This window comes from Actinobacillus delphinicola, from assembly GCF_900638385.1.
GTDB lineage: Bacteria > Pseudomonadota > Gammaproteobacteria > Enterobacterales > Pasteurellaceae > Actinobacillus_C > Actinobacillus_C delphinicola.
Genome location: NZ_LR134510.1, coordinates 694,969 through 720,325, shown reverse-complemented (window position 1 = coordinate 720,325; position 25,357 = coordinate 694,969). Strand labels below are relative to the sequence as shown.

The 25,357-nt window shown below is 37.3% G+C and carries 24 protein-coding genes; 7 read left to right on the top strand and 17 right to left on the bottom strand.

Features of this window, described 5'->3' with window-relative positions:
- Positions 1 to 56 precede the first annotated feature (56 nt).
- Together EL259_RS03305 and EL259_RS03300 are read right to left on the bottom strand one after the other, a co-directional pair.
- Positions 57 to 995, bottom strand: a complete 939-nt coding sequence (locus tag EL259_RS03305; protein ID WP_126598980.1) for a Dyp-type peroxidase — start codon at positions 993 to 995, stop codon at positions 57 to 59.
- Between the two features lie 79 nt (positions 996 to 1,074).
- On the bottom strand, positions 1,075 to 1,875 hold the full coding sequence (locus EL259_RS03300; RefSeq protein ID WP_126598978.1) for a TatD family hydrolase: 801 nt from the start codon (positions 1,873 to 1,875) through the stop codon (positions 1,075 to 1,077).
- A 195-nt stretch (positions 1,876 to 2,070) separates the two neighbouring features.
- Between EL259_RS03300 and EL259_RS03295 the strand changes: the two genes are divergently transcribed.
- Positions 2,071 to 3,555 (top strand): outer membrane protein transport protein, encoded by a 1,485-nt coding sequence (locus EL259_RS03295; RefSeq protein WP_126598976.1) that lies wholly within the window; start codon positions 2,071 to 2,073, stop codon positions 3,553 to 3,555.
- A 56-nt stretch (positions 3,556 to 3,611) separates the two neighbouring features.
- Here the strand turns inward: EL259_RS03295 and yacG are convergent, their stop codons facing one another.
- On the bottom strand, positions 3,612 to 3,803 hold the full coding sequence (gene yacG, locus EL259_RS03290) for a DNA gyrase inhibitor YacG (RefSeq protein WP_126598974.1): 192 nt from the start codon (positions 3,801 to 3,803) through the stop codon (positions 3,612 to 3,614).
- A 183-nt stretch (positions 3,804 to 3,986) separates the two neighbouring features.
- On the opposite strand from yacG, the gene EL259_RS03285 reads away from it, so the two are divergent.
- Positions 3,987 to 5,024 (top strand): zinc-dependent alcohol dehydrogenase family protein, encoded by a 1,038-nt coding sequence (locus EL259_RS03285; protein WP_126598972.1) that lies wholly within the window; start codon positions 3,987 to 3,989, stop codon positions 5,022 to 5,024.
- A 48-nt stretch (positions 5,025 to 5,072) separates the two neighbouring features.
- On the opposite strand, the gene EL259_RS03280 is transcribed toward EL259_RS03285, so the two are convergent.
- The 11 genes from EL259_RS03280 to ppdD form a co-directional block, all read right to left on the bottom strand.
- Positions 5,073 to 5,813, bottom strand: coding sequence for a glycerophosphodiester phosphodiesterase family protein (locus EL259_RS03280; protein ID WP_126598970.1), 741 nt, complete (start codon positions 5,811 to 5,813; stop codon positions 5,073 to 5,075).
- Between the two features lie 112 nt (positions 5,814 to 5,925).
- Entirely contained in the window at positions 5,926 to 6,369 is a 444-nt protein-coding gene (locus EL259_RS03275) for a bacteriohemerythrin (RefSeq protein WP_126598968.1), read from the bottom strand.
- 102 nt (positions 6,370 to 6,471) lie between these two features.
- Positions 6,472 to 7,980 (bottom strand): glycerol kinase GlpK, encoded by a 1,509-nt coding sequence (gene glpK / locus EL259_RS03270; protein ID WP_126598966.1) that lies wholly within the window; start codon positions 7,978 to 7,980, stop codon positions 6,472 to 6,474.
- Positions 7,981 to 8,035: 55 nt separating this feature from the next.
- On the bottom strand, positions 8,036 to 9,142 hold the full coding sequence (glpQ, locus tag EL259_RS03265; protein WP_126600847.1) for a glycerophosphodiester phosphodiesterase: 1,107 nt from the start codon (positions 9,140 to 9,142) through the stop codon (positions 8,036 to 8,038).
- Between the two features lie 70 nt (positions 9,143 to 9,212).
- Complete coding sequence (gene glpT, locus EL259_RS03260; RefSeq protein ID WP_126598963.1) at positions 9,213 to 10,607, bottom strand: glycerol-3-phosphate transporter; 1,395 nt, start codon at positions 10,605 to 10,607, stop codon at positions 9,213 to 9,215.
- Positions 10,608 to 10,676: 69 nt separating this feature from the next.
- Positions 10,677 to 12,233, bottom strand: a complete 1,557-nt coding sequence (locus tag EL259_RS03255) for a glycerol-3-phosphate dehydrogenase/oxidase (protein WP_126598961.1) — start codon at positions 12,231 to 12,233, stop codon at positions 10,677 to 10,679.
- 234 nt (positions 12,234 to 12,467) lie between these two features.
- A complete protein-coding gene (gene coaE, locus EL259_RS03250; RefSeq protein WP_126598960.1) occupies positions 12,468 to 13,079 on the bottom strand; it encodes a dephospho-CoA kinase in 612 nt (203 codons plus the stop codon).
- Between the two features lie 30 nt (positions 13,080 to 13,109).
- Entirely contained in the window at positions 13,110 to 13,829 is a 720-nt protein-coding gene (locus EL259_RS03245; RefSeq protein WP_126598958.1) for a prepilin peptidase, read from the bottom strand.
- Between the two features lie 3 nt (positions 13,830 to 13,832).
- Entirely contained in the window at positions 13,833 to 15,044 is a 1,212-nt protein-coding gene (locus tag EL259_RS03240; RefSeq protein ID WP_172594213.1) for a type II secretion system F family protein, read from the bottom strand.
- A complete protein-coding gene (locus EL259_RS03235; protein ID WP_126598954.1) occupies positions 15,019 to 16,467 on the bottom strand; it encodes a GspE/PulE family protein in 1,449 nt (482 codons plus the stop codon). Before EL259_RS03235 ends, EL259_RS03240 begins: the two co-directional genes overlap by 26 nt.
- 8 nt (positions 16,468 to 16,475) lie before the next feature.
- The gene (gene ppdD / locus EL259_RS03230) at positions 16,476 to 16,898 is read right to left on the bottom strand and encodes a prepilin peptidase-dependent pilin (RefSeq protein WP_126598952.1); all 423 of its coding nucleotides are present in this window, start codon (positions 16,896 to 16,898) and stop codon (positions 16,476 to 16,478) included.
- Between the two features lie 107 nt (positions 16,899 to 17,005).
- Between ppdD and ampD the strand changes: the two genes are divergently transcribed.
- Entirely contained in the window at positions 17,006 to 17,587 is a 582-nt protein-coding gene (ampD, locus tag EL259_RS03225) for a 1,6-anhydro-N-acetylmuramyl-L-alanine amidase AmpD (protein WP_126598950.1), read from the top strand.
- A 65-nt stretch (positions 17,588 to 17,652) separates the two neighbouring features.
- On the opposite strand, the gene rpoD is transcribed toward ampD, so the two are convergent.
- From rpoD to rpsU, 3 genes are all read right to left on the bottom strand, one after another.
- Positions 17,653 to 19,557, bottom strand: a complete 1,905-nt coding sequence (rpoD, locus tag EL259_RS03220) for an RNA polymerase sigma factor RpoD (RefSeq protein ID WP_126598948.1) — start codon at positions 19,555 to 19,557, stop codon at positions 17,653 to 17,655.
- Positions 19,558 to 19,645: 88 nt separating this feature from the next.
- Complete coding sequence (dnaG, locus tag EL259_RS03215; protein WP_126598946.1) at positions 19,646 to 21,430, bottom strand: DNA primase; 1,785 nt, start codon at positions 21,428 to 21,430, stop codon at positions 19,646 to 19,648.
- A gap of 145 nt (positions 21,431 to 21,575) precedes the next feature.
- The gene (gene rpsU / locus EL259_RS03210) at positions 21,576 to 21,791 is read right to left on the bottom strand and encodes a 30S ribosomal protein S21 (RefSeq protein WP_126598944.1); all 216 of its coding nucleotides are present in this window, start codon (positions 21,789 to 21,791) and stop codon (positions 21,576 to 21,578) included.
- 240 nt (positions 21,792 to 22,031) lie between these two features.
- Between rpsU and tsaD the strand changes: the two genes are divergently transcribed.
- The 4 genes from tsaD to tmk are packed head-to-tail and all read left to right on the top strand — an operon-like array spanning position 22,032 to position 25,344.
- A complete protein-coding gene (gene tsaD / locus EL259_RS03205; protein ID WP_126598942.1) occupies positions 22,032 to 23,066 on the top strand; it encodes a tRNA (adenosine(37)-N6)-threonylcarbamoyltransferase complex transferase subunit TsaD in 1,035 nt (344 codons plus the stop codon).
- A gap of 3 nt (positions 23,067 to 23,069) precedes the next feature.
- A complete protein-coding gene (locus EL259_RS03200) occupies positions 23,070 to 23,645 on the top strand; it encodes a thymidine kinase (RefSeq protein WP_126598940.1) in 576 nt (191 codons plus the stop codon).
- A gap of 24 nt (positions 23,646 to 23,669) precedes the next feature.
- A complete protein-coding gene (gene mltG, locus EL259_RS03195) occupies positions 23,670 to 24,710 on the top strand; it encodes an endolytic transglycosylase MltG (protein WP_126598938.1) in 1,041 nt (346 codons plus the stop codon).
- Position 24,711: 1 nt separating this feature from the next.
- Entirely contained in the window at positions 24,712 to 25,344 is a 633-nt protein-coding gene (gene tmk / locus EL259_RS03190; protein WP_126598936.1) for a dTMP kinase, read from the top strand.
- The last annotated feature ends 13 nt before the right edge of the window (positions 25,345 to 25,357 follow it).

Below are 25,357 nucleotides of genomic sequence, written 5' to 3'. Positions count from 1 at the left end.
ACGCCCCAATTTTCATAAATTTTTTGGAAAATTGGGGCGTGAAATTGAAATTAAAATTAATCGTCGAAGTTATTAATTAATGTCATTGATGGGAAGAAATAAAGATTACCCGTTACCGCTTGTACGAAGTCTAAAAGGCGATCGTAATTGCCATCTTTATCTGCGGTAATCATTTGTTTGATAGAAGTTAATAACACATCAGGATTTGCTGCAAAACCGACAAACATAGTACCGTGTTGTTGAGCATTCCCAAAAGGACGATTTTGACGGAACATTTTTTGTTCTACATCATCAAAAAATACTTTACTTTTAGCATTATGCGCCCAGACAGGTTTTACGTTATCTGCTAATTCAATATCATCAAATTTGGTGCGACCGATTACTTTTTCCTGATATTCAACAGGTTCTTTATCCCATGGAAGGAGATTATCAATATCTACATATTTTTGGACAAGTAAATAGGTTCCGCCTTTATGTAAATCAACGTCTTCTTCAACAAGAACTGTATCAAGGCGTTCTTGTAATTTAGGATTTTCTGTACCATCAACGAAATCAATTAAATCACGGCTATCTAAGTATTTATAACCTTGAGTATCTTCGGTTAAATCAGCTTTATTGAGGAATGCACGGCGAATATGTTTTGCCGCTTGGAAATTTAAATCCATACGTTCTGATTTAATCATGAAGAAAATATCGCCTGGAGTAGCGGGAAATTCACGTTTGCCATTTTTAAGCGGTTGAAAAGCAGTAAGTTGTTTTGGTTTTGGTAAGTCATTGAAAATACGTTCCCAGCCATTCAAAGATACACCGAAACTGACAGATAAATGGGCATTTGTATCTTTTTGTCCGATAGATTTTTGAATAACAAAGACTTGAGCTAATGCTTCTTTGATATCTTCAGCACTTACGCCATCTTTAATTACAAAAGTAAGATATTCCGCAAAAGAATTTGGATCAGTAATGGTGCCTTGTTGGGCAAGTTCAAAACGATGCATAGAGTACTCCTTAACAAATAACGTAATTAATTGGGCAATTTTAGATCATTTTATAAGACGAATCATCAATTAATCCAGACTATTTTTGTGAAAAAAGTGTCACAGAATTTTGCCAAATTTGCTGTTTTAATTGCTCACATTGTAACGGTGTAAGCGATTTCAAGTCACATAATGTATGAAAAATGGTTGGGATATTACTCGGAGTATTAGCTCGCCCTTGTTGCCCAGCTAAAGGCATATCAGGGCTATCTGTTTCTAAAAGTAAACAATCGTTAGGCAATTTTACGATGGCTTGGCGAGTTTTATTGGCTCGAGGGTATGTAATGACACCACCAACACCGATGAAATAACCAAGATCTACAAATTGTTTTGCTTGTTCATAACTGCCTGAAAAACCATGAATTACGCCACGAAATTCGGGAGAATTTTTTTTCAAGATAGCGAGAAGTTGGGGATGGCTTTTTCGGCTATGTAGGCTCACAGGAAGTTTAAATTGTTGCGCTAATTCAAGTTGTGCATGAAAAAATACGAGTTGTTTTTGCCAAAGCACAGGTGTAATCAGGGATTCAATACCTCGTTCTAAACCGATTTCAGCGATAGCGCAACAATTTGGTGCACGATGCATGAGGGCATCTTCAAGTTTTAATAAATCATTAGTTTGATGTTGTTCGATGAAGAGTGGATGCAGACCTAAGCCAAAGGGAATCTGTTGTTGGAATGGGGCGGTGAGTTGAGGAAATTCTGTAAATTGTTGTGCATTTACGGCAGTTAGCAACATTTTCTGTACATTTGCTCGATTTGCATCGTCAACAATTTGTGATAGTGGACGTTGTGTTCGTTGAGCCAAATAATCCAGATGAGTGTGGGTGTCAAAAAACATAAATTTCTCCGAAAATCATGGCGTTATTAAATTTTGTAACAGATTTTAAATGACCAAAATACGATAGAAAAAATGGATAAAAACCAAGGTAACTGGTCGGATGTGTCTTTGAAATAACCAGCTTTCATTGTGTATAAAAAATATTTTCCGTATATTCCACCCCGATTATTTTACCCGTGGTGGATTGGATTATATATGAAACAAAAAAATGCTAAAAACCTTTTGAATGTTTTTCAAAAGACAGCCCTTGCAGCTGCTGTACTTTCTTTATCAAGTGTTGCTTCAGCATCGGCTTTTCAACTCTCTGAAACTTCTGTATCTGGATTAGGACGTGCTTTTGCGGGCGAAGCAGCAACAGCGGATAATGCGTCTGTTGTCGCAACTAACCCAGCATTGATGACACAATTTAAACGTGCGGAAATCAGTGCAGGGGGCATTCTGTTTGCACCTAATTTGGATGTAAATGGAGAAATCCTTTCAACAGGAACTAAAGTTAGTGATCACAATATCGCACCAGCACAATTTGTACCGCAATTTTATGGGGTAATGCCTATCAATGATAATTTTGCGATCGGTGCTGGTATAAACCTAAATTATGGTTTAACGACAGATTATAATGATAATTTCATGGCGGGTTATCTTGGCGGTCATACGCATATTGCCGCAGTGAATACTAACTTTAGTGCAGCTTACCGTTATAATAATTGGAGTTTCGGTTTAGGTGCGAATGTGGTTTATACTCGTGCTGAAATTCGCCGTAATATGGGTTATTTAAGTGAATTAGCAAAACAAGCTGTGAATAATCCAGGTGAAACGATTGCGAATGCACAAAAAAATGGTGTCATTACTGCTAGCCAAGCTCAACAAATTCAAGCAGGGTTAAAAAATCCGATTATTCAACAAGCTGTCCAACATGCAGCACAACAGATTAATAAACTTCAGCCAAATTCAACACTCGTTAAACTTCGAGGAGATAATGTTAGTTTCGGTGTAAATGCGGGTATTACATATAACTTTAATGAAAATAACCGTATCGGTATTGCTTACCATTCACCGATTGAAGTTCACTTCAAAGGTAAGTTTACTAACAGTTTATCTGATTTAACCTCTGATCCAGTAATAAATGGACTAATTAATCAAGAACTTGCAAAACAAGGCATCATTCCAACGAATGGTAAAGAAATTGATGGTCGTTTGAAAATCGTCTTACCAGACTACGTAGAACTTGCTGGTTATGACCGTTTAACAGATCGTTGGGCGATTGGATATAGTGCGAAATGGACGAACTGGAGTCGATTTGATGAGCTTCATGCAACTCGTAAAGCAACGGGTGGCACTTTATTTACTAAACAAGAAGGCTTTAAAGATAGCTGGCGTTATGCAATTGGCACTTCTTACGACTTGAGTGATCAATGGACAGTGCGTACAGGTTTCGCTTATGAAACAAGTGCGATGGGACACCATTATACGATTTCAATCCCTGATACCAAACGTTATTGGTACACTGCTGGGGCAACTTATCGTCCAACCACCAACCTTTCTATTGATGTTGGGGCAGCATACTTACATGGTAAGAAATCTCACTTTACCGAAGAAGCGAATAACCCAATTCAAGCAGCAAGCTTTGACGTTACCGCAAGTGCAATGCTTTATGGTTTAAACGTTAATTACAAATTCTAATTCGTAGGATAAATCAAACACTTGTAGGAAAAAGCTCGCTTTGGCGAGCTTTTATTTTACCAATGTTCTTCATCAGATAAGGAAAGAAATGCCTCTTCGCCTGGAATAGTTTTTTCTTCATCCGCCCACTCACCAAGATCAATTAATTGGCAGCGTTTGCTGCAAAATGGACGATAAATATTTTTGCTTGTCCATTCCACGTCTTTTTTACATTGTGGACATTTTACAGTGAGGATTTCAGTAGTCATACGGTTCTCTTTTAGTAAATAAAAATATCACATCTTGAACGAAATAAAACTTCATCGAAGTATTTTGAAAAAGAAGCTTAAATTATAGTTATGGTAAGAGTAAAAAAAAATTGAAAAATAAACGATGGATTGCTATATTCTTAAGCAGTTTGGATTAAGTTTATACATATTAAGGAGACCATTATGAAAGCACTCGTGTATCACGGTGATCATAATATTGCGCTTGAGGAAGTGCAAAAACCTGTTATTGAAAAACCTACTGATGTGATTGTTCGCATCACTAAAACCACTATTTGTGGTACTGACCTTGGTATTTATAAGGGTAAAAACCTTTATATGCGTGATGGCATTATTTTAGGCCACGAAGGGGTTGGGATTGTTGAAGAAGTGGGTAGTAGTGTTTCCCAATTCAAAAAAGGTGATAAAGTTATCATCTCTTGTATTACTGCTTGTGGTAGCTGTGACTACTGTAAAAAACAACTTTATGCACATTGCCGTGATGGTGGTTGGATTTTAGGTCATATGATTGATGGTACACAAGCTGAATATGTTCGTGTTCCACATGCAGATAATAGCTTATTTAAAATTCCAAATGAAATTGATGATGAAGTAGCAGTAATGCTGAGTGATATTTTACCGACTGGGCATGAAATTGGTGTGCAATACGGTAATGTAAAACCAGGTGATGCTATCGCGATTATCGGTGCAGGTCCTGTTGGTTTGGCAGCATTGTTAACCGCTCAATTCTATTCTCCATCAATTATTATTATGGTTGATTTAGATGAAAATCGTCTTCAATTGGCGAAAGAATTAGGTGCAACTCATGCTGTAACACCAACTGGCGATATTAAACAAAAAATTGCAGAAATTGTTGGTCCAGACGGTGTGGATGTTGCGATTGAAGCGGTAGGTATTCCTGCTACTTGGGATATTAGCCAAGAAATCGTTAAACCTGGTGGTCATATTGCTAACGTAGGTGTTCACGGTAAACCAGTAGAATTCCAAATCCAAGATCTTTGGATTAAAAATTTAACTATTACTACTGGTCTTGTAAATACTAATACAACACCAATGCTAATGCGTGCAGTAGCAACAAATAAATTACCAGTAGGTAAATTGATTACTCACCATTTCGATCTCGATCAAATTCGTCATGCATATGATGTTTTCTTAAATGCAAGTAAAGAAAACGCAATTAAGATTATTATTAATGCAGACTAATTAATAGATGTTCTAAAAGGAAGGGAAACAGATGTTTCCCTTTTTATTTTAACGTTTATAGCGATCAGGGAAGTCTTGAGCAATGTCTGTAAAAATTCCAGCTACTCCCCAGTTAAATAATTGATTAGCTCGTGCTAAATCATTTACCGTCCATACATTAATTTTATATCCATATTTTAAAAATTCACTAACCATCTCTTTGGTTAGTCCATCATTTTGTGGATGGATATAGCGTGCTTGGCAGTTTTTCATGGTTGTTAACCAATCTTGATGAATGCTGTTGGAATCAAATAAGCATGCGACTGGTAATCCAGGGCATTTTTCTTTTAATAACATCAACATATTAGGATCAAAACTTGAAATGATGATTTCACGATTTGGATCTAATTTTTGGATTGCATGAAGAAAGTTATCAATGAGTAGGGTTGCCGTTTTTGGATTTGATGAATAAGATTTGAGTTCAAAATTGACGTTGAGTTCTAAACGATTAATAAGGTCGATCACACTGTCTAGTGTCGGCAGGGGTTCGCCAATAAAATTATCGCTAAACCAACTTCCCGCATCAATAGATTGAAGATCATGTTCAGTTAATTGAGAAAGTGAACCACAATGATTTGTACAACGATCTAATTCATTATCGTGGCTAATTACAACAGTGCCATCTTTTAGAATATCTAAATCACATTCAAACCATTTTACGCCGTATCCTTTGCAGCGTGTAAATGCAGATAATGTGTTTTCAGGTGCAATACTTGACATTCCACGATGGGCAAACAAGATTTTTTCCATTTTTCTCCCCGTGTTATCAGTTATCAGATATGTCTATTTTGCAACTTTAGGGAAGAAAAAACTAGTCTTTCTTCAGATAAGAAAGGCTAGTTTTTTTAATGTAAACAATAAATTAATGATTTCCACAACAAGGACTAATTCCATTTTTTAGGAACATCGCAGTGACGGTATCCATCGTGCGAATATGTTGAATCAGCCATGGCACAACATCAAGTGCGATAAATTTTTGTAAGGCGATAGGATTGGCATTTTGATTAAATTTATCAATTTCTGCACGAATAATAGCAAGGAAATTATCATGTTCATTTTTATGAATAATATATGGAGGAAAGTGTGTACGCTGCATTTCAACTTCTTCACCATTAAAGTGTGAAATAGTATGGGCGTACCATTTTTCACAATAATCGCTGACGTCTTCTTTAGCCTCTGGACTTGGTTCAGCCTCGTATGCGATGAGCTTATCATTAAGTGTATTCAACATTTCAATATCTTCTAAATGTACTTCATTCATAAAGTCCATTGCAACTAACGGCAAATCTGTTTTTTGAACTAGCATATTGTTCTCCAATATTTATAGAAAATTATTTAAACTCTTTCCTTTATCAAAATAAAAAGGCGATTTTTTATCGCCTTTTTATTTTATCATACTTATGATTAATTATTCATCATCATCAATCCAATGTTCTGCTCTTTTAACTGCTTTTTTCCAACCTTTATAACGACGTGTTCGTTTTTCTTCATCTTGATCAGGCATAAAGCTTTGTTCAATAATGGCAGTATCTTGTAGTTCCTCTAGATTTTTCCAAAAGCCTGTCGCTAAACCTGCAAGATAAGCAGCGCCTAGTGCTGTGACTTCTTTAACAACAGGTCGTTCAACAATAGTATTTAAAATATCAGCTTGGAATTGCATTAAGAAATTATTTGCTGTTGCTCCGCCATCTACACGTAAACTTTTTAATGTTGTACCACTATCAGATTGCATGGCCTCTAAAACATCTCGAGTTTGATAAGCAATTGATTCAAGAGTAGCACGCACGATGTGGTTGCGGTTTGCGCCACGAGAAAGACCTAGAATTGAGCCACGCGCATACGGATCCCAATATGGCGCACCTAGACCAGTAAAGGCAGGGACAACATAAACACCATTACAATCAGGGACTTTTTGAGCGAAATATTCACTATCTTGAGAATCATGAATAATTTTTAATTCATCTCGTAACCATTGAATAGCCGCACCAGCCATAAAAATAGAACCTTCTAATGCATAAGCTGGACCACCTTTAGCATCACAAGCAATCGTTGTTAATAAACCATTACGAGATTGTACAGCGGTATCACCTGTGTGCATTAACATAAAGCAACCTGTACCATAGGTATTTTTAGCTTGCCCCGCACGGACGCAAAGATGTCCATAAAGTGCAGCTTGTTGGTCACCCGCAATGCCAGCGACAGGGATACGAACACCCCCCATACCACCAATATTAGTTTGACCATAAATTTCAGAGGAATTTTTTACTTCAGGTAGCATAGAACGTGGAATATCCAAGAGTTCTAGCATTTTGTCATCCCATTGTTTAGTATGAATGTTAAATAACATGGTTCGGGATGCATTGGTATAATCCGTAACGTGGACACGACCTTGGGTTAATTTCCAAACTAACCATGTATCTACTGTACCGAAAAGTAATTCGCCACGTTCTGCTTTTTCACGTACACCTTCAACATTATCAAGAATCCATTTAATTTTTGAGCCTGAAAAATAAGGGTCAACAACAAGCCCTGTAGTTTGGCGAATATATTCTTCATGTCCATCTGCTTTAAGCTGATCAGTAATTGGGGCTGTACGGCGACATTGCCACACAATTGCATTATAAACAGGTTTTCCTGTTTCTTTCTCCCATACGATGGTGGTTTCACGTTGGTTAGTGATCCCAATTCCAGCGATAGTATCTGGACGAATATCTGCTTTTGCGACGACTTCGTGAAGAACTGAACTTTGGCTTGCCCAAATTTCCATAGGATCGTGCTCTACCCAGCCAGCTTTGGGATAAATTTGAGTAAATTCGCGTTGTGCAACAGCAATTACTTTAGCGTTATGATCGAGTAATAATGCACGGGAGCTTGTTGTACCTTGGTCAAGTGCAATAATGTATTTTTTTTCAGCCATAAATGTTTCCTTGATAAAATTTGCGAATGTGTACTGGATAATAAAGAATCAACTATTATTTTGCGTCATGGATATGTGATTGTTTTAACTTATCTTGTTCTAGTAAAAAGTTAACGCCCGTATCTGGGAAATCAGTAAAAATACCTGTAGCACCAGCTTTGAATAATGCACTGTACATCTCATCGACATTTTTAAAGAATGGTGGTAGGGCATCTTTGCGAACTGTATAAGGGTGGACTTGTAGATTGGTATATTGGGCGATCTCTTTCACGAGTGGCGTAAAATTCACTTTGCCTGGTTTTGATGTTTTTTCATCAATAAGCATATACCAGCCTGGACCAATACCGTCTGCATATTTACTGATCTCTTTTAACGCACCTGGCTTAAACATCCAGTTATAGTCATAATTTACCCATTTACCCTTAGCATTTTTTTCTTCCGTTTCATGCCAATCGTTATATGCAATCAATTGAACCAGTTTTAAGTCCATATTAAGTTGTGGCATAAGTTGGGTTTTAATACGTTTTAATTCATTATAATCAAAGGTTTGTAGATAAATTTTATCTGTTTTTTTAGTATAACCATATTTTTTTAACATTTTGAGCGTAGCGAGTGCGATATCTTTGCCCGCTTTATGATGTAACCATGGTGCTTTGATTTCAGGATAAATCCCAATTTTGTGTCCTAAAGTTTTTTCTAACCCTTGAATAAATTGTAATTCAGTCTCGAAAGTATGAATTTTGAAAGAAGGGCGCCATAGTGGAAAACGGTCTGGATAAACGAGTTGTTGTTCACCGTCAACTGTTTTAAACGTTTCCGTCATTTTTAATTTCTGAATTTCATCTAATGTAAAATCCATCACATAATAATGTCCATCACGTTTTCTATCTGGATAAATTTCGGCAACATTAGTAATGCCATCAAGATAAGGATCATGGATAACAACCAGGTAATTATCTTTAGTCATTGCAAGATCTTGTTCAATATAATCAGATTTCTGCCCGATGGCTAATGCTTTAGCCTCTAAGGTGTGTTCTGGTAAATAACCTGTTCCGCCACGATGTGCGATAATAATTTTCCCATCGGCTGATTGGGCAAAAGCATTCGTTGAAAACGCCGTAGTAAGTAATATGCCAGTTAAGCCTAGTATTTTAATTTTCATACCCATAAAAGTTTCCTCATTTTTAGTGCATAAAAAAGGCAAGTTTTTTAAAAACTTGCCTTATTAACGATTAATTATTTTTTGCCATTGTTTTATGGTGTTTCTCTTCTTGTAACATAGTCAGAAGAAGCAATAAACAAGCGATGATAGAACCCGCAATCATGATATGGAAACCACTATCCCAGCCATAACGAGTTGCTGCCCAGCCGATAATTGCACTTGCTGCTACGGAACCACCAAGGTAGCCGAATAATCCTGTGAAACCTGCAGCGGTACCTGCTGCTTTTTTCGGAGCAAGTTCAAGTGCATGTAAGCCAATAAGCATTACTGGACCATAGATAAGGAAACCTACGATGACCATCATTGTCATTGCCATATCTTGAGATGGTGTTTTCCAATAAACCCAAAGGGCAATAGTGGTTGCTACCATAAAGATAAAGCCAGTTAAACCACGTTTTGATTTAAATACGTAGTCAGATACCCAACCGCAGAATAATGTACCTGGAATAGCTGCAATTTCATAAAGTGCATATGCAGTTGATGACTTATCAATATTGAAATGACGGACTTCTTTAAGATATGTCGGTGCCCAGTCTAATACGCCGTAGCGAATCAGATATACAAACACATTTGCAATTGCGATGTACCAAAGAAGTTTATTTTTAAAGACATATTTCACAAAGATTTCTTTAGCGGGTAATTCTTTTTCGGATTTTTCTGCATCGTAATCGTCTGGATAGTCATTCTTATATTCTTCGATTGATGGCAAGCCACAAGATTGTGGGGTATCACGCATGACAATAAATGCAATGAATGAGGCAATAATTGCTGCAATACCCGGATAATATAATGCTTCTTGCCAAATAGCACGCTGTGGTACATCGTTAATAGATGGAAGTTGATGGCTATAAGCGTAAATACTGGTTGCTAGCATAAGGAGCAATGCAGGTACTGCACCACCTAAGTTATGTGCGGTATTCCAAATAGATACGATGGTGCCACGTTCTTTTTTAGACCACCAGTGAACCATGGTGCGTCCGCAAGGAGGCCAACCCATCCCTTGGAACCAACCATTTAAAAAGAGCAGAATTGAAATGATGTAAATGGAACTTGTTGCAAATGGGAAAAGCCCCATTGCTACCATAGTTGCACCAGAAAGGAATAATCCTAAGCTGATAAATGCACGGGAGTTTGAACGATCTGAAACTGAACCCATGATAAATTTAGAAATACCGTATGCAATTGATACGAAAGCTAATGCATAACCTAAATCTGCTTTGGTATACATCCCTGTTTCAATCATCCCAGGCATAGCAAGGGCAAAGTTTTTACGGACGAAATAGTAAGCCGCATAGCCAAAGAAAATTCCCATAAAAACTTGCCAACGTAAGCGACGATACGTGGGATCAATCTTTTCTTTCGGTAAACGCTCAATATGTGGAGCAGGGGATAAGAATTTAAGCATAATGACCTCGTTAAAGTGGTTAAGACGCCCCAATTATCAAAAAAAATTACGAAAATTAGGGCGAGACTTTTAGAAATAATATTGTTTTGCTAAGTCTTGGAATTGCTGAGTTTGGTCTGCTATCCAGGCCTCGTCTTTGCCCAATTCTTTTGCCATCACTTGAGCAACTTTTTCAGCAGAATCGCTAGCTGCACGAGCATCTAAGAATAAAAGACGAGCGCGACGGGCTAACACATCTTCAACAGAAAGTGCCATTTCTTCGCGGACAGCCCAAATAACTTCTGCCATAAAGAAAGGATAATCAGGGTGAATTTTTTCCGCATATTCTGGATTTTCTTTAGCAATCGCTTCGATGTATTGGCGATCGCTACCGTAGAAACCAAGATATGTACTCCAATCCGCTGGCGCATAGCCGTGAATATGAAGGTTTTCAGTATGACAAGTTTTTTGTGGTAATAGACCTGCATTGATGGCTGCATCAATGGTATCTTCTGCCATTTGACGATAAGTCGTCCATTTACCTCCGATGATATCTACTAAACCAGAAGCATTGACTTCGACTTTATGGCTACGTGAAACTTCTTTAGTCGATTGACTGCTATCTTTCGGTGCTGCAAGTGGGCGTAAGCCGACATATACACAGCGCACATCTTCACGAGTCGGTGCTTCAACTAAATAATCTTTGGCAGTTTTTAGAATGAAATCTACTTCTTGTTCGAGTGGTTTTGGCTCGTATTCAGCTTCTTTCACGAGGGTATCGGTAGTGCCTACAACCAGTTTGTCATGCCATGGCACGGCGAATAGAACACGACCATCAGAGGTTTTGGGTACCATTAGTGCAGATGCACCAGGCAAGAATTTACGATCAATAACGAGATGGATTCCTTGACTTGGCACGATAGTATCCCCTGCACTTGGATTATCCATTTTATTGATTTCATTAGTGAAAACACCAGTTGCATTAATAACACATTTTGCTTTTACATCAAATTCTTCACCGTCTATCATGTCTTTTACTTTGACACCACAAACTTTACCTTGAGCATTTTTGTCAAGACCGATGACACCGCAGTAATTTACTACTGTTGCACCTTGTTCAATTGCGGTCTGGGCAAGATTGATTGCAAGGCGAGAGTCATCAAATTGACCGTCGTAATAGCAAACGGCATTATTTAATTTTTCTGGTTTTACGCCACAGAGTTCTTCATTTGCTTGGCGTTGATTTAAATATTTTGTACGACCAATACTTAATTTTCCAGCAAGCGCATCGTAGATGCTAAGACCAAGGGTATAGTAATAAGCAGTCCACCATTTTTCTCCTGGAATAATGAAAGATTCACTTTTAAAAAGGTGAGGTGCATTTTTTGCTAGACGACCACGCTCACGTAATGCCTCACGCACTAATTTTACGTCACCTTGAGCGAGATAACGGACGCCACCATGGACAAGTTTTGTACTACGGCTAGATGTACCTTTAGAGAAATCGACACGTTCAAGTAGAAGTGTTGAGTAGCCACGGTTTGCTGCATCGACAGCAATCCCTAATCCGCTTGCTCCACCACCAATGATGACGACATCCCATACTTTATCTGTTTTTGCTTGTTGTAATTGATCTGCACGTTTCATTTCGATACCCTTCATCTTAAGTTTTACTCTATTTGTAGTAAGGATAAGAGAAAGAGTAGTTAACGACAATCATGTTGTATTTTTTTTGTGATAGCAGTCACATAAAAGTTAAATATTTTTTAAGAATATAATTATTTAAGGTAAAAATAGTTTAACAATGTAACTAAAAATTTAGAGTGATAACAATATGATTATCAATAAAATTTTTTTATTTTTTAGTCTAGCTTGCTAATCTCAAAGCTGCGATTTGGATAAATATAGATGGTGCAGGGTTAATACTTCTTTAGCAAGATGACAAAAGTTTTCTGACAGATCAATGTTGTTTTCGATAATTTCTGTTGCCCATTTTAAGCGTTCTACCCGAGAAATCTGTGATGAGATTATTTTTTTTATGAGCTTTTCTGACTGTTGATCTCGTTGGCAAGTGCGATTTAATTGAGTTTCTTCTGATACATCTACGACTAAAATAGATTGGCATAGATTATTTAAACCATTTTCTATAAGCAAAGGAACGACAAATAAAACATAGGGGGATTTTATAGCGGAGAGTTGATCAAGACATTCTTGGCGTATGATGGGATGTAGTAAGGTATTGAGCCAATTTTTCTCGCCAGGATTTTCGAAAATTTTTTTGCGTAATAAAGTACGATTAAGTGTACCATCAGCTAATAGAATTTCTTGTCCAAAATGATTCGCAATCATTTTTAAAGCGGGTTTCCCACAGGCAACGACTTCTCGTGCCACGATATCAGCATCCACGATAGGAACACCAAGGGCTGCAAATAAGTAGGCAATTGTACTTTTTCCACTTCCGATGCCACCTGTTAGACCGACAATATAGCTCATGATAATATCCTTTTTATTTTCTTTATTTTCTTAGTATAAAACGCTTTGTAATAACAGCAAAGTTTGACTTACTGCTAGAAAAGGAACGAAGGGAATTTGTATGATATTTCTTTGCCAATACCGAGCAAGTAGAACATAAGTGATTCCGAGTAGGCTAGCAATAAGGATAAGCCATGGAATTTGAATCAAAGAAAGTGAACTGCATAGCCCTAACATCAACCAACAGTCCCCCATGCCTAATGCCTCTTCTTTATAAATACATTTTGCAATAAGTGAAATAATATAAAACGTATTAAATCCAATAATAGCGTGATAAAGACTGGAAATTAAGGAGAGATCTATAACGTGATAAATTACAGCATTAATGCCCAAAAAGAAAAGGAAGTAGCAAAGTTCAATAGGAATGAGGCGATAACGTAAATCAAATAGGCATAATAGCCATAGTGTTTCAAAATATATGTTGAAGTATAAAGTTACCATTATATTTTGGTAAACGTGTTGTGTGAGGAAAGTAATTATTATTGAAATAATAATAAAACTTGTCACACAGAAACGTTGAGATGAATAAAAATATTGTGGAATGTTAAAGCTAATCCCATGATTTGTTTGTGGAAGTAGGTCGGGATATAAAGTAGTAAAATTTTTCCAGATTTGTTTTGCTATGGCTTTGGGATAGAAATTTAAATAAGTATAAGAGAGATAGCCACTTATAGCACTCATTAATCCAAATGTGATGAGAGTAAATAACATATTCTATCCTTGTATTAGTGAGCCCATATTAAAGATAGGAAGATAAAGCCCTAACATAATAGAACCAATCAATATACCAATAATGACCATCATAACGGGTTCAATTAACTGTGAAATCAGCGCTATTTCATGGTCTAATTTTTCCTGAGTGTTTTCGGCAATTTTTTCTAACATGAGCGGGAGGGAACCTGTTTTTTCACCAAGTTGAATCATATGCTTAGCTTGTGCAGAAAATAATTGTGTGCTTAATGAGGTTGAGAATGCATAACCCTGCATTAAGGCTTTACAGGTTTTTTCAATACTCTTTTTAAGAATCGGATCTTGTATGGAAGTACGTTCAGCTTGTATAAAACAACGTAAAGCCTCATTTAATGGGATACCAGCCTTTAACATAAGACTGAGGTTTTGGGAAATATGATATTGGCGATTCAGGCGATTGAAGCGGCTGAAAAATGGGGTTTGATTACGCAATTGCTGGCGTAATCTATGGAAGATTTGTGGAAAAAAGTATTTAGTAAAAGAGAATAGTGCAATGAAAATACTTATCCAGTAAATACCTTGCGTACGAATAAATTGTGAAATTATTAAAAGAATTTGCGTAAAAAGTGGGAGTGTTTGTTGGTGGTTTGCATACATTTGTGCAAATTGTGGAACGATAAAAATTAAGAGTAATAATGTTAATAAACATGAAACGCCCAATACGAGGCTTGGATAGAGCATGATTTTTTGGATTTTGCGTTGAATACTCAAACGTTGTTTTTGATTTTCGGCAATTTTATTGCATAAATGAGGCATGTTACCAGTCATTTCGCCAACTTTAATTAATGATAATTCTTGAAAAGTTAGATATTTATTTTCTTTTGTCATCGCATAGGAAAGTGAATATCCTTGGTTTAATAGGGTGATTAATGCTGAAATCCAACGATAAAGAGCAATATTGGTACAATCTTGTAAAGTAATTTGCAGCGCAATTTTAATAGGGATATTTGCTTTTAAGAGGACAGCAAGTTGTGCAAAAAATTGATAAATAATTTGCTGGCTGGGTGCTGTATTTAATTGCCAATTTTTTTGAATAGAAAGATGTTTTAAGCCTCTCTGTAAAAGTTGTTTTTGGGCTATTGATTTATTTTGAGCAATGATTTCGCCGTGTTCTTTTTCTTGAAAGGGATTTACGCCTTGCCAACGAAAACTATGCAAATGTGGCTGACTCTTCATAATCATTTCCTAATACACGATAAATTTCGTCATTATCCGTAATACCCTTTTGGACTTTAAGTAAACCACTCTCACGTAGATGTGGAAAATCAATATAAACAGCCCCTTCTTTCTCATCAGGTAATGGTCGTAAAAATTGGAAAATACCTATTCGTCCTTTATATCCATTATGGCATTTACAATTTTTCATTTTATGTGATGATTTTTGGCAGTGTGGGCATATTCTTTTTACTAAACGTTGAGCGATGATCAATAAAAGAGCGTGATCTAATTCATATTGCGAAATGCCTAATTGTTTTAAACGTGCGATAGCTGAAGGCGCATCGTTTGTATGTAATGTGGATAAAACCAAATGTCCTGTTTGAGCAGCATGCAATGCGATCTTAGCACTTTCTTCATCACGAATTTCGCCGAGCATAATAATATCGGGATCTTGCCGTAGAAAAGTACGGAGTAAGCGAGCAAAAGAAAGTTGGATAGCAGGATTTATTTGACTTTGTGTAATGCCAGGTAAGATGACTTCAATGGGATCTTCTGCTGTCAGAATATTCTTTTCTCCATCATTAAGCCGTGCTAATGCACTGTAAAGTGAAATGCTTTTGCCACTTCCAGTCGGTCCTGTCACTAGAATAAGTCCTTGGGGTTGACGTAAGGCCCATTCAAAAAGAGTACATTGCGGTTCTGTCATTCCTAATTGTGAAAAATCAGTGAAAATAGGCGTATTGTGTTGTAAACGTAATACAATTTTTTCTCCAAATTGAGTTGGTAGTGAGGAAAGACGAAATTCTAAGTAATCAGATAAGGGCGTTTTAAATTGAAAATGACCGTCTTGTGGTAAACGTGATTCACTAATATCTAATTTCGCAAGTAGTTTTAAGCGAGAAAGAATACGTGATATCGAGTTAGCAGGCATTTTTTTATAAAGTGCTAGTGTTCCATCAATACGGAAGTAAACCATTAAATTATTTGCCTGTGGATTAAAATGAATATCTGATGCACGTTGTTTTAATGCATCTTCAAAGCATTGGTTCAACCATAGAATAATTCCATCTTTTTGTTCTTCCTCAACGGAATAACCTCCAGACAAAGGTGATGGTGAAATTGGTTCGTAAAAGGTATCAAGTGTTATACCATCTTGTGGTGTTTGGAGTTGTTGTAAAAGTGCTTTTAATTGTTCATGGCATAATTCAACGGGTTCTATTGTTTTCGCAGTGAGAAAAGAAAATATCTCTACGGCTTGTAAATTTTCTAAACTTTCTACACCAAGCCAGAGCGTATCATTATCTTCTACGAGTGGAATGGCGAGATATCGACATAGAATGTGGTATTGGCTTTTATTTAACTGCCACCTTTCGCTGGACAGTTGAAATTGATTACCTTCAACATCAAAGACACATGGTGGTGTAGAAACGTTTATTGTCATATCAATTCCTATTGAGCTTGACAGAATGCAGCAGGGAAAACAGTTTTATCAGAACAAGTCACGGTCCACTGATTTTGGGCATTTGCTGGTGGTGTTAAATGGTATTCGATGCCTTTCAAATTATTTTGTCCAATAACAGAAATTACCCCTGCTTTTACAGTAAGAGATTGGATTCGACCTTGATTACTGATGTTATCAGGAATCCCATTTTCACCTGCATTACAAGTTGTCAGATCATCAGTTTGTAATAAGCATAATTCGACGGCTGATTTATAAGGTGCAGAGGCTTGAATAAGTTCTGTGACGGCCGCTTTTTTTGTATAGTTTTGGTAGGAAGGAATGGCAATAGTCGCTAAAATTGCCACGATTGCGATGACAATCATCAGTTCAATGAGGGTAAATCCACGATATAATTTCTGAGAAATAATCATAATAGACTCCAATAGTTAAATAGTAGAGTGGTATTATGAAGTAGGACTTTAAGGAGAAATAAGTTTCCCTTTATTTTTTACGATCTTCCTCACAGAAAGGCAAAATTATGTCTCAAAAACAACAGAATATAGTCGCTCCTCTGCAATTACAGATCATCAATGGTACTCTGCCCACCGTGGACCAGTGTCCATCCCCGCATTTTGATAAACGTCCCGATATAAATGATATTTCACTATTAGTGATTCATTATATTAGTTTGCCGCCAGAAGAATTTGGTCAGCATTTTATTGATGATTTTTTTCAAGGAAAACTCGATCCTAATGCGCATCCCTATTTTAAAGAAATTGCGGATTTACGCGTTTCTTCTCATTGTTTGATTAATCGTGAAGGAAATATAACGCAGTACGTTAATTTAAATGATCGTGCTTGGCATGCAGGATTATCTTCATTTCAAGGGCGTGATAGATGTAATGATTTTGCGATAGGGATTGAGTTGGAGGGGAGTGATAATCAACCGTTTACACAAGCCCAGTACGATACGCTCATTGCGCTAACGAAATCAATTATGCAAGCTTATCCGAAAATTACAGCAGAGCGAATTGTGGGGCATTGCCATATTTCACCAGAGCGTAAAATAGATCCAGGCAAATATTTTGAATGGGATAAATATTTAACGGCAATAAAGTAAAAAATTTTCCGAAAATCGGGGCGTAAAAAAACCTCTCAAGTGAGAGGTTTTTTAATTTATGGAAATTATTCGTCTAAGAAGCTACGTAATGTTTCGCTACGGCTAGGGTGGCGCAATTTACGTAGTGCTTTTGCCTCGATCTGACGGATACGTTCACGGGTAACATCAAATTGTTTACCCACTTCTTCTAACGTGTGGTCTGTATTCATATCAATACCAAAACGCATACGTAATACTTTCGCCTCACGTGGAGTAAGACCTTCAAGTACTTCGTTAGTCGCCATTTTAAGGCTTTGTGCTGTTGCAGAATCTAACGGTAATGCTAGGTTAGTGTCTTCAATGAAGTCACCTAAATGTGAATCGTCATCATCACCGATCGGAGTTTCCATAGAAATAGGTTCTTTGGCAATTTTAAGCACTTTACGGATTTTTTCTTCTGGAATACCCATACGTTCTGCTAACTCTTCAGGCGTTGCTTCACGTCCCATTTCTTGTAAACATTGACGAGAGATACGGTTAAGTTTATTAATCGTTTCAATCATATGTACTGGAATACGGATAGTACGTGCTTGATCTGCAATTGAACGAGTGATGGCCTGACGAATCCACCAAGTCGCATAAGTAGAGAATTTATAACCACGACGGTATTCAAATTTATCTACCGCTTTCATCAAACCAATGTTACCTTCTTGGATAAGATCAAGGAATTGTAAGCCACGGTTAGTGTATTTTTTCGCAATAGAGATAACTAAACGTAAGTTAGCTTCTACCATGTCTTTTTTCGCACGGCGTGCTTTTAATTCGCCTTGAGAAACTTTATCGCAAATTTCATGAAGTTGTTCGAGGGTTAAACCTGTTTCTTCTTCAATTTTTGCTAAATTATCAATGTGTTGGCGGATTTCAGGCTCATAACGAGCAAGTTTTTCTGCCCAAGTTTTTTTCACTTTTAACGCTTTATCTAACCAAGCTGCATTGCTACCTTTATTTTTGAAGCGTTCTGTAAAGTCATCTTTTGGCATTTTTGCACGTTCAACAGCAAGAGTACGAATTTGGCGTTCTTCTTGGCGAACACGTTTTGCCATTGCACGCATTTCTTCGATGAGGCGGTCGAATTGTTTTGGTACAAGGCGGAATTGAATGAAAATTTCGGATAATGCTTGAATTTGATCTTTAGCCGCTTTGCGAGTACGACCGTGTTTTTCAATCGCTTTAATGGTTTTATCGCACTGTACTTTTAATTCAGTGAATTTTTCACGTGCAAATTCTGGATCGATGCTGTTATCGCTATTTTCATCCGCATCATCACTATCATCTGTATCATCATCACTGTCATCTTCATCATCATCGTCATCAGCGATTGATTTTTTATGTGAATTGCTTGGTACGATTTCATCATCTTCATCGATTGGTAAATCGTCTTCATCTGCACCTTGAGCTTCTGCTTCAATTTCAGCATTGAGATCAACAAAGCCTGTAACAAGGTCAGCAAGGCGCATACCACCTTCTTCAACCAAATCATATTGTGCAAGGAATGGAAGTAGGACAGTTGGGTATGCTGCGATAGCACTTTGAACTTCTACGATACCTTCTTCAATACGTTTAGCGATGCTAATTTCACCGTCACGGGTTAAAAGATCGACACTTCCCATTTCACGCATATACATACGGACTGGATCAGTTGTGCGACCAAGTTCTGCTTCAACGGTAGAAAGAACCTGGGTTGCTTCTTCTACAGCGTCATCATCTGCATTGTTAGAAACATTTTCATTTAAGATAAGATCATCGGCATCAGGTGCAGCTTCTAGCACTTGAATACCCATGTCATTAATCATTTGGATAATATCTTCAATTTGATCTGCATCGAGAAGTTCACTTGGCAAGTGATCGTTTACTTCTGCATAGGTCAAATAACCTTGTTCTTTACCTTGCGCAATTAAAAGTTTTAATTGAGATTGTTGGGTTTGTTCCATATAAAATTTGCCTCAAAAAAGAAGAATGTTACAGTGAATGCACAAAACTGGACGAGTGTACCACTGTTGAAAAAGATTAACTATTATTTTATAAGTGATTTCCCTGAATAAGCATGGCTAATTCCACTCTTTCTTGATCTTCTAAACCAGAAGATCGTTCTTTTGCAATAAGCGTTGCGATCCGCTTTTCCAAATATTGTTTTTGGATAACACGTAAATTTTCAATAAACGTCATTTCATAAAGGTTCTCATCTTCTACAAGATGATCCCAAGTTGCAAGAATTTCAAGGGCATTGAAGAACTTACTTTCACGCCAATTTTCTAAAAGTTGCCCTGTTGTTAATCCAATATGCTCTTTACACTGTTGAAATAATTGGGAAAATAGTGAAAAGCCGACATCTTGGAGTTCATCCACTGGAGGCAAGATAATTTCATCGCCAGCAGCTGTTTTAAGATTAGCAAGGCTTGGATCTTGTAGTAATAAGCTAATTAATACACGAATTGGTGTAATTTTTCGATCGGTTGTCGTCGTTTTTTTATCAGGTGTTGCCTCTTCATCTTTTTGCTGTTGGTATAGTTTCATAAGTGCTTGTCTATCCCACACACCCACTAAACCTTGTAGGGTGGTAATCAGATGATTTTTTAGCATTTCACCAGGAATTTTAGCGATAAGAGGCATACTCAGTGACACTAATTTGATTTTGCCTTCTTCGCTAGAAAAATCAATTAATGGTTTTAAATGGTTGAAGAAGAAGTCACTAAACCCTTGTGCATTTTCAATATAAGCCTCAAAACTTTCTTTACCATATTTACGCACGAAAGTATCAGGATCTTCACCATCAGGTAGAAAAATAAATTTAATTTGGCGACCATCTTCTAAAAGTGGTAAAACATTTTCTAGTGCGCGCCATGCCGCATCTCGACCTGCGCGATCCGCATCATAACAGCAAACAATTTTATCGGTATGGCGATAAGCAATACGAAGTTGCTCAGGTGTGGTTGCTGTGCCAAGGCTTGCAACAGCATAATCTACGCCAAATTGTGCAAGTGCGACCACATCCATATAACCTTCAACAATTAAAAGTTGTTGAATATCATTGCGATTTTGTAAGACTTCATATAAACCGTATAATTCTCGCCCTTTATGGTAAGTTGCTGTTTCAGGGGAGTTGAGATATTTAGGCTTATCCGTATTATTTAAAACACGCCCACCAAAAGCAATAACACGCCCACGGCGATCACGGATTGGGAAAATTAAGCGGTCTCGAAAACGATCGTAATGTTTACCACGATCATTTGATGCAAGCATACCGAGATCTAATAAATCTTTCTGATAATTGGGGCGTGATCTAAAGGTATTTGTCAAAATATCATAACCCGCTGGCGCATAACCAATAAGATAGCGTGAAATCACTTCTGGTGAGAGATCACGAGTTCGCACATAATCCAATGCAGGCATGGAATGTGTCAATTGATCTCGGTAAAAAAGGGCGATCTGTTGCATAAGATCGTAAAGATCACGCTTAGCTTGTGGTGCAGGTTGAGGTTTTTGCGGATCAAAATTTGAGGATCGTTCGTAAGGGACGTCTAATCCTAAGCGACTTGCGAGTTCTTCTATCGCTTCAACAAAAGAAAGCTGATCATATTCCATCAAAAAAGTAATCGCATTACCTTTCGCATGACAGCCAAAACAATAATAGAATTGTTTTTTAGGGCTCACAGTGAAAGATGGTGTTTTTTCATGATGAAATGGGCAACAAGCATGGTATTCGCGCCCTGCTTTTTTTAATTTCACTCGACTACTAACGACATCAACAATATCTGTTTTTGCTAAAAGATCGTCAATAAATCCACGTGGAATGCTACCCGCCATTGTTTTGCCTGCTTATAAGTGATAGAGAATAAATGGAATTGGTATTTTGCCAAAAAAGGTCTTTATTATACAACAAAACCGTGACGCTCAACGCATCACGGTCTGTATAACTCGGTCTACTAAAAAAGTAAAAGATTCGACTTAATTAGTATAAACGTGTGTTACGTGCATTTTCACGAGCAACACGTTTTGCATGACGTTTTTTACGAGTTGCGTTTTCACGTTTGCGAATAGTAGTTGGTTTTTCGTAGAATTCGCGGCTGCGAACTTCTGCTAAGATTCCTGCTTTTTCGCAAGAACGTTTAAAGCGACGTAATGCAACGTCGAAAGATTCGTTTTCACGTACTTTAATTACTGGCATATGCCATCACCTCAATAATAGATATTTTGCAAAATTTATGTGTATATCAATAATGAACGCACGTGCGTTGCTAATTGATAGTCAAATAAGGGTCGCAATTTTAATCTAATTTTGGCTCAAAAGCAAAATAAACTTTGATCTTTTGCGGAAAATCCTTAACTAAACTTTTTAAATTGGCATAAACAGGGTAAAATCTTCGCCACTTTTTTAGGCTAAATTAAGAACAAATTCAGGAAAAAAATGCGTATTTTAGGAATAGAAACCTCTTGTGATGAAACAGGTGTCGCAATTTATGATGAAGAAAAAGGATTAATTGCAAACCAATTATATACTCAAATTGCAATGCATGCCGATTATGGCGGCGTAGTGCCAGAGCTTGCTTCGCGTGATCACATTCGTAAAACGGCACCTTTAATTAAAGCAGCACTTGAAGAAGCAAATTTAACTTCTGATGATATTGACGGTATCGCCTATACTGCAGGACCTGGATTAGTAGGAGCATTACTTGTTGGATCGACTGTAGCAAGATCTTTGGCATATGCATGGGGTAAGCCAGCTGTGGGTGTTCATCATATGGAAGGGCATTTATTGGCACCAATGTTGGAAAAAGATCGTCCTGATTTTCCATTTATCGCATTATTAGTTTCTGGTGGACATACTCAGATCGTACGAGTAGATGGTGTTGGGAAATATGAGATCCTCGGCGAAAGCATTGATGATGCGGCAGGTGAAGCCTTTGATAAAACAGGAAAATTATTAGGAATTGATTATCCAGGTGGAGCAGAATTATCTCGTCTTGCTGAAAAAGGATCGATGGATCGATTCCATTTTCCTCGACCAATGACGGATCGTCCTGGACTAGATTTTAGTTTTTCAGGTTTAAAAACATTTGCAGCGAATACGATTAATCAGATTCTTAAAGAGAAAGGTGAACTTTCAGAACAGGACCGAGCAGATGTAGCGTGTGCCTTCCAAGCAGCAGTAATTGATACGATGATTATCAAATGTCGCCGTGCATTAAAACAAACTGGCTTAAAACGCTTAGTGATTGCTGGCGGTGTGAGTGCAAATAAACCTTTGCGTGCAGGTTTGGAAAAATTAATGCAAGAATTTCACGGACAAGTTTTTTATCCTCAACCACAATTCTGTACTGATAATGGTGCGATGATTGCATATGTTGGTTTCTTACGTTTAAAACATGGCGAAACATCTCCGCTCTCTATCCAAGTTAAACCACGTTGGGCAATGACAGAATTAGCGGCAATTGAGGAATAAAAAATGGCAAAACTTTATTTTTATTATTCCTCTATGAATGCAGGAAAATCGACAACACTATTGCAATCTGATTATAACTATCGTGAACGTAATATGCGTACTTGTGTTTACACTGCAGCGATAGATGATCGTTTTGGTGTCGGAAAAGTATCTTCACGCATTGGTATCAGTTGCGATGCCAAGTTATTTAATAAAGAAACTAATTTATTTGAAGATATTCGCCGAGCGGATGCTGTTCAACACTTAGATTGTATTTTGGTAGATGAAGCACAGTTTTTGACAAAGCAGCAAGTTTTTCAATTGAGTGAAGTCGTAGATAAATTAGATATCCCCGTATTATGCTATGGATTAAGAAATGATTTTCGTGCTGAGCTTTTTGAAGGTAGCCAATATTTATTAGCTTGGGCAGACAAATTGGTAGAATTAAAAACAATTTGTCACTGTGGTAAAAAAGCAAATTTTGTTTTGCGTCTTAATGCTGATGGGCAGGTTATGAAAGATGGTGAACAAATTCAGATTGGTGGCAACGAAAGTTATATCTCTGTATGCCGTAAACATTACAAGGAAAAAATTTTCTAATAATTTGATACGAAAGGAAAATATATGCGTAAAGCAATAGCGGTTGTTTGCACTGTGCTTGTAGTAGGGATCGGATTTACGGTATGGAGTGGTTACCAAAAAATTACGCAATTTCCTAAGCAAAAATTAACTGTTCAAGCGGGGCAATTATTAGATGTGCCTCGTGGAACGACAACAAAAAGACTCGCAAAACTTATTGAAGAAGATCATATTCTTGCTGATGCAAGCTTATTACCTTGGTATTTAAAATTGCATCCAGAATTAGGACACATCAAAGCGGGTGCTTATTCATTAAATGGCGTATCTGATGTTCAGGATTTATTAGAGTTAGTGAATAAAGGGAAAGAAGTACAATTTCAAGCTCGTTTTATTCAAGGTACAACGTTTAAAGAGTGGCGACAAATTTTAGATAAATTATCTCATCTTAAACATACGTTACTCGGTAAAACAGATGCTCAAATCTATGCATTACTTGGGTTACCGACTACGACAGGAAATACCAATTTAGAAGGGTGGTTTTATCCTGATACGTATAGCTATACGCCTGATTCAACTGATCTGGAGCTACTAAAAAGAGCGAGTGTGCGGTTACAAAGAGGGTTAGCAGAAGCGTGGGAAAGTCGGGCAAAAGATTTGCCACTTAAAACGCCATATGATCTATTAATTCTTGCTTCTTTGATTCAAAAAGAAACGAGCCTTAAAGAAGAACAGCCGAAAGTGGCAGCAGTTTTTGTAAATCGTCTTAAAAAGGGTATGCGTTTACAAACCGATCCGACAGTCATTTATGGTATGGGCGATAATTATCACGGAAATATCCGTAAGAAAGATTTAATGACGCCAACGCCTTATAATACGTATATTATTAATGGGCTACCGCCAACACCAATTGCGATGGTAACGCAATCCGTATTAGAGGCAGCGGCACATCCTGCGGATATCAAAGCATTGTTCTTTGTTGCAGATGGTACAGGTGGACATAAATTTAGCGATACGTTAAGTGAACATAATCAAGCAGTACGTCAATATTTGCAGTGGTATCGTCAACACATTCAAGGGAAAAAATAGAATGCAAACAGGCAAGTTTATTGTCATCGAAGGATTAGAAGGTGCGGGTAAAACAACGGCTCATCAATATGTAGTTGAACTGTTGAAAGCACAGGGAATTACTGACATTATCACGACACGTGAGCCAGGCGGAACGCCATTGGCAGAAAAACTCCGTCAATTAATTAAACATGAAAATGAAGAAAATATTACTGATAAAGCAGAACTATTAATGCTTTATGCTGCGAGAGTGCAATTAGTTGAAAATGTAATAAAACCCGCCTTAGAAAAAGGGACTTGGGTTGTGGGTGATCGTCATGATTGGTCCTCTCAAGCCTACCAAGGTGGGGGACGAGGTATGGATAAAGCATTGATGCAAACATTACGCACGGCTGTGTTAGGTGATTTCAAACCTGATTTTGTTTTGTATCTAGATATTGATCCTACACTAGGTTTAGCAAGGGCGCGTGGTAGGGGAGAACTTGATCGTATTGAAAATCAAGCAATGGATTTTTTCACTCGTACTCGTCATGCTTATCTTGATTTAGTGCAACATGAGCCAAATGCTGTATTAATTCATGCAGGTGAACCACTAGATAGCGTTAAAGCACAAATTAAACAGGCAATTGAGAATTTTGTTAAAAATACGCAATAAAATCAAAGAAAAA

What these genes read in the sequence shown, in the direction of transcription:
- EL259_RS03305 (WP_126598980.1), bottom strand. Translation starts at nt 995, where the DNA reads ATGCATCGTTTTGAACTTGCCCAACAAGGCACCATTACTGATCCAAAT.
- EL259_RS03300 (WP_126598978.1), bottom strand. Translation starts at nt 1,875, where the DNA reads ATGTTTTTTGACACCCACACTCATCTGGATTATTTGGCTCAACGAACA.
- EL259_RS03295 (WP_126598976.1), top strand. Translation starts at nt 2,071, where the DNA reads ATGAAACAAAAAAATGCTAAAAACCTTTTGAATGTTTTTCAAAAGACA.
- yacG (WP_126598974.1), bottom strand. Translation starts at nt 3,803, where the DNA reads ATGACTACTGAAATCCTCACTGTAAAATGTCCACAATGTAAAAAAGAC.
- EL259_RS03285 (WP_126598972.1), top strand. Translation starts at nt 3,987, where the DNA reads ATGAAAGCACTCGTGTATCACGGTGATCATAATATTGCGCTTGAGGAA.
- EL259_RS03280 (WP_126598970.1), bottom strand. Translation starts at nt 5,813, where the DNA reads ATGGAAAAAATCTTGTTTGCCCATCGTGGAATGTCAAGTATTGCACCT.
- EL259_RS03275 (WP_126598968.1), bottom strand. Translation starts at nt 6,369, where the DNA reads ATGCTAGTTCAAAAAACAGATTTGCCGTTAGTTGCAATGGACTTTATG.
- glpK (WP_126598966.1), bottom strand. Translation starts at nt 7,980, where the DNA reads ATGGCTGAAAAAAAATACATTATTGCACTTGACCAAGGTACAACAAGC.
- glpQ (WP_126600847.1), bottom strand. Translation starts at nt 9,142, where the DNA reads ATGAAAATTAAAATACTAGGCTTAACTGGCATATTACTTACTACGGCG.
- glpT (WP_126598963.1), bottom strand. Translation starts at nt 10,607, where the DNA reads ATGCTTAAATTCTTATCCCCTGCTCCACATATTGAGCGTTTACCGAAA.
- EL259_RS03255 (WP_126598961.1), bottom strand. Translation starts at nt 12,233, where the DNA reads ATGAAACGTGCAGATCAATTACAACAAGCAAAAACAGATAAAGTATGG.
- coaE (WP_126598960.1), bottom strand. Translation starts at nt 13,079, where the DNA reads ATGAGCTATATTGTCGGTCTAACAGGTGGCATCGGAAGTGGAAAAAGT.
- EL259_RS03245 (WP_126598958.1), bottom strand. Translation starts at nt 13,829, where the DNA reads ATGTTATTTACTCTCATCACATTTGGATTAATGAGTGCTATAAGTGGC.
- EL259_RS03240 (WP_172594213.1), bottom strand. Translation starts at nt 15,044, where the DNA reads ATGAAGAGTCAGCCACATTTGCATAGTTTTCGTTGGCAAGGCGTAAAT.
- EL259_RS03235 (WP_126598954.1), bottom strand. Translation starts at nt 16,467, where the DNA reads ATGACAATAAACGTTTCTACACCACCATGTGTCTTTGATGTTGAAGGT.
- ppdD (WP_126598952.1), bottom strand. Translation starts at nt 16,898, where the DNA reads ATGATTATTTCTCAGAAATTATATCGTGGATTTACCCTCATTGAACTG.
- ampD (WP_126598950.1), top strand. Translation starts at nt 17,006, where the DNA reads ATGTCTCAAAAACAACAGAATATAGTCGCTCCTCTGCAATTACAGATC.
- rpoD (WP_126598948.1), bottom strand. Translation starts at nt 19,557, where the DNA reads ATGGAACAAACCCAACAATCTCAATTAAAACTTTTAATTGCGCAAGGT.
- dnaG (WP_126598946.1), bottom strand. Translation starts at nt 21,430, where the DNA reads ATGGCGGGTAGCATTCCACGTGGATTTATTGACGATCTTTTAGCAAAA.
- rpsU (WP_126598944.1), bottom strand. Translation starts at nt 21,791, where the DNA reads ATGCCAGTAATTAAAGTACGTGAAAACGAATCTTTCGACGTTGCATTA.
- tsaD (WP_126598942.1), top strand. Translation starts at nt 22,032, where the DNA reads ATGCGTATTTTAGGAATAGAAACCTCTTGTGATGAAACAGGTGTCGCA.
- EL259_RS03200 (WP_126598940.1), top strand. Translation starts at nt 23,070, where the DNA reads ATGGCAAAACTTTATTTTTATTATTCCTCTATGAATGCAGGAAAATCG.
- mltG (WP_126598938.1), top strand. Translation starts at nt 23,670, where the DNA reads ATGCGTAAAGCAATAGCGGTTGTTTGCACTGTGCTTGTAGTAGGGATC.
- tmk (WP_126598936.1), top strand. Translation starts at nt 24,712, where the DNA reads ATGCAAACAGGCAAGTTTATTGTCATCGAAGGATTAGAAGGTGCGGGT.